Source organism: Vibrio sp. VP6 (genome assembly GCF_028823755.1).
GTDB classification, from domain to species: Bacteria; Pseudomonadota; Gammaproteobacteria; order Enterobacterales; family Vibrionaceae; genus Vibrio; species Vibrio parahaemolyticus.
The window spans coordinates 1-3,853 of sequence record NZ_JAPEID010000091.1; the positions used below are offsets into that span (position 1 = coordinate 1).

3 protein-coding genes are annotated in these 3,853 nt (G+C 48.9%); all 3 read right to left on the minus strand.

Features of this window, described 5'->3' with window-relative positions; genetic code table 11:
* The coding region (locus OU793_RS23715; protein ID WP_274647874.1) for an alcohol dehydrogenase catalytic domain-containing protein at positions 1 to 493 on the minus strand (493 nt) is incomplete at its 3' end.
* A 238-nt stretch (positions 494 to 731) separates the two neighbouring features.
* A complete protein-coding gene (gene fadA / locus OU793_RS23720) occupies positions 732 to 1,907 on the minus strand; it encodes an acetyl-CoA C-acyltransferase FadA (protein WP_005458696.1) in 1,176 nt (391 codons plus the stop codon).
* Between the two features lie 15 nt (positions 1,908 to 1,922).
* Positions 1,923 to 3,853, minus strand: a 1,931-nt coding sequence (gene fadB / locus OU793_RS23725) for a fatty acid oxidation complex subunit alpha FadB (RefSeq protein ID WP_274647875.1), incomplete at its 5' end; no start/stop codon positions are given.

Sequence of the window (3,853 nt, forward strand, 5' to 3'; positions counted from 1 at the left end):
CCGCCACCGAACCTACGCCGCCACTGGCGCCAGTGACAAGGATTTCGCCAGCTTCTGGTTTGATGTCAGCATCCAGCAGAGCTTGAACACACAGCATTGCGGTAAAGCCAGCTGTACCGACCATCATTGCTTTTTTGCTGTCTAAGCCTTTTGGTAGAGGAACCAACCAATCCGCTTTTAGACGAGCACGTTGCGCCATACCGCCCCAGTGGTTTTCGCCGACACCCCAGCCAGTAAGAACGACTTTATCGCCTGCTTGGTAGCGTGCATCGTCAGAGCTTACGACCGTACCCGCTAGATCAATGCCTGGTACCATTGGGAAGTTGCGGATGATTTTACCTTTCCCTGTGATCGCAAGGCCGTCCTTGTAGTTTAACGATGAGTAATCAACGTCAATCAGTACGTCGCCTTCCGGCAGTTGTGTTTCATCGATTTGTTCGATGTTTGCGATAGTACGTTTGTCTTCTTGGTTTAGAACTAGAGCATTAAACATAAGGTTCTCCGAGTGTGCGATAGCGCGGCAGGAATGCCACGAGCAGCAAGCCATTAACTGCCTGTAAGTGTATGCCTTCTTTATTTATGAATAAAATGAAACTTCATCATCTAATTTATGCGTTTTGTGCATAAATTATAGGGTGCCTAATAAAAGAAAAGGCGACATCAGATGCCGCCTTAAGTGTAATACCAAATTTTGCTGGTATTGGTTGATACCTAACTGGTGATGTTAAGGGCTACGGGCGCTCAAAGACAGTAGCGATACCCTGACCAAGACCGATACACATGGTCGCAAGGCCGTATTTGGCGTCCTTGGCTTCCATTAGGTTGATAAGTGTTGTTGAGATACGTGCACCAGAACAACCCAATGGGTGACCTAGAGCAATCGCGCCGCCATTCAGGTTCACTTTTTCGTCCATCACCTCAAGCAGACCTAGGTCTTTCGCACATGGCAGAGATTGCGCTGCAAACGCTTCGTTTAGCTCGACAACGTCCATATCTTCAATTGCAAGACCTGCACGTTTCAGCGCTTTTTGCGTTGCAGGTACAGGGCCGTAACCCATGATGGATGGATCGCAACCTGCGATCGCCATGCCTTTGATTCGTGCGCGAATCTTCAAACCAAGTTCATTGGCTTTCTCTTCGCTCATGATCAGCATTGCGGATGCACCATCAGATAAAGCGGAAGACGTGCCGGCTGTTACAGTACCGTTCGCTGGGTCGAATACCGGACGAAGTTGAGACAGACCTTCAACGGTGGTCTCTGGACGAATCACTTCATCGTAATCTAACTGGAACAACGTACCGTCTGCTGCGTGGCCTTCGGTTGGTAGGATTTCGTTTTTAAAGCGACCTTCCAATGTTGCTGCGTGAGCACGAGCATGAGAGCGCGCCGCAAACTCATCTTGTTGCTCACGGCTGATACCATGAAGCTTACCAAGCATTTCAGCGGTTAAACCCATCATACCAGCGGCTTTGGCGACATTTTTCGACATGCCAGGGTGGAAGTCCACACCGTGGTTCATTGGTACGTGACCCATGTGCTCGACACCGCCGATCAGGCAAATTTCCGCGTCACCTGTCATGATTGCACGAGTACCATCATGCAGGGCTTGCATAGATGAGCCACACAGACGGTTCACGGTTACCGCGCCAATCTCAATTGGTAGGCCAGCAAGCAGCGCTGCATTGCGCGCGATGTTAAAGCCTTGCTCAAGCGTTTGTTGCACACAGCCCCAGTAGATGTCTTCAATCTCACTTGGGTTCACTTGTGGGTTGCGTGCCAGAATGCCTTTCATTAGGTGCGCAGAAAGGTCTTCTGCACGAGTATGACGGAAAGCACCACCTTTAGAGCGACCCATTGGGGTACGTAGACAATCGACTACGACAACGTTTCTGGTTTGATTAGTCATTTTGGAAATCCCTCCTTAGATAGAACCTTGCTGTTGCGCGCCATAGAAGCTTTCGCCTTTCGCCGCCATATCAATCAACATTTGCGGAACATGGTACATCGCGCCTAGATCAGCGTGCTGTTTTGCCATTTCAACAAATTCAGCAATACCTACGCTGTCTAGGTAGCGGAATACACCGCCGCGGAATGGAGGGAAACCAAGGCCGTAAACCAGCGCCATATCTGCTTCTTGAGGAGTTGCAATAATGCCTTCTTGCAGACACAGCACCACTTCGTTGATCATCGGAATCATCATACGTTGGATGATGGTCTGCTCATCGAACTCTTGTTTATCCGCGCAGACGTCTGCCAGTACTGGCAAGATATCTTCAGTGAAGGTTTTCTTAGGCTTACCTTTTTTATCAATGGTGTAGCTGTAGAAACCGTTGCCATTCTTCTGACCGTATTTGTTGGCTTCGAATAGAGCATCAATCGCGTCACGACCTTGTTTTCCCATTCGCTCAGGGAAACCTTCTGCCATCACCGCTTGTGCGTGGTGCGCAGTATCGATGCCGACTACATCAAGCAAGTACGCCGGGCCCATCGGCCAGCCAAATTTGCGTTCCATGACTTTGTCGACTTTAGTGAAGTCTGCACCGTCACGAAGCAACATGCTGAAACCGCCAAAGTACGGGAATAATACGCGGTTGACGAAGAATCCCGGACAGTCGTTCACGACGATTGGGGATTTACCCATTTTCGCTGCGTAAGCCACTACGCGGTTGATGGTTTCATCAGAAGTTTTCTCACCACGGATGATTTCCACCAAAGGCATGCGATGCACAGGGTTAAAGAAGTGCATACCACAGAAATTTTCTGGGCGTTTAAGTGATTGTGCCAATAGGTTGATTGGAATCGTCGATGTGTTTGATGTAATGACGGTGTCTTCACCAACGTGCGATTCGACTTCGCTCAGTACCGCTGCTTTTACTTTTGGATTTTCGACAACAGCTTCAACAATCACATCTGAGTTTTCGATGCCTGCGTAATGTAGGCTTGGGGTAATTGATGCCAAAATTCCCGCCATCTTGAAGCCGTCGATACGACCTTGAGCAAGGCGTTTGTTTAGCAGTTTAGACGCTTCGGTCATGCCTAAATCGAGAGATGGTTGGGCGATGTCTTTCATCAATACTGGCACGCCTTTCAGCGCAGATTGGTAAGCGATGCCACCACCCATGATGCCTGCACCTAATACCGCTGCTCGCTCAGTGTCTTTGCTTGCTGATTTCGCCGCTTTTTTAGCGATGCCTTTGATGTATTGATCGTTTAAGAACAAGCCAACTAGTGATTTTGCTTCTTCTGATTTTGCTAGCTTAACGAAGTGCTTGCGTTCAATGTCGAGTGCTTCGTTACGCGCAAAGCGTGCGCCTTCTTCAATCGTAATAACTGCAGTCATTGGCGCAGGGTAGTGTGGACCGGCTACTTGTGCCACTAGGCCTTTTGCCATTGTGAAGCTCATCATCGACTCAAGCTTGCTGAGTGTCAGTGGTGAGGTTTTTTGTTTACGACGTGCTTGCCAATCGATCTTTTCGTTGATAGCTGAAGTCAGTGTTTGCAATGCGGATTCATACAACGCATCAGTTTCAACCACGGCATCCAATAAACCAATCTTCAATGCTTCATCTGCACGACATGCTTTGCCTTGCGTGATGATTTCCATCGCGCTATCTGCACCGATAACACGCGGTAAACGCACACAACCACCAAAGCCTGGCATGATGCCCAGTTTGGTTTCTGGTAGGCCAATGCTGGTGGTTTTGTCACCGATACGCATGTCGGTAGCCAGTACGCATTCGCAGCCGCCGCCAAGTGTGTGACCTTTAAGTACTGAGATTGTCGGAACGGGTAAGTCTTCTAGTTTATTGAAGATGCTATTGGCAAATTGTAGCCATTGATCGAGCTCGGCGT

Excerpts from the sequence above, each read along its gene's own strand:
- fadA (WP_005458696.1), bottom strand. The coding sequence starts at position 1,907 with ATGACTAATCAAACCAGAAACGTTGTCGTAGTCGATTGTCTACGTACC.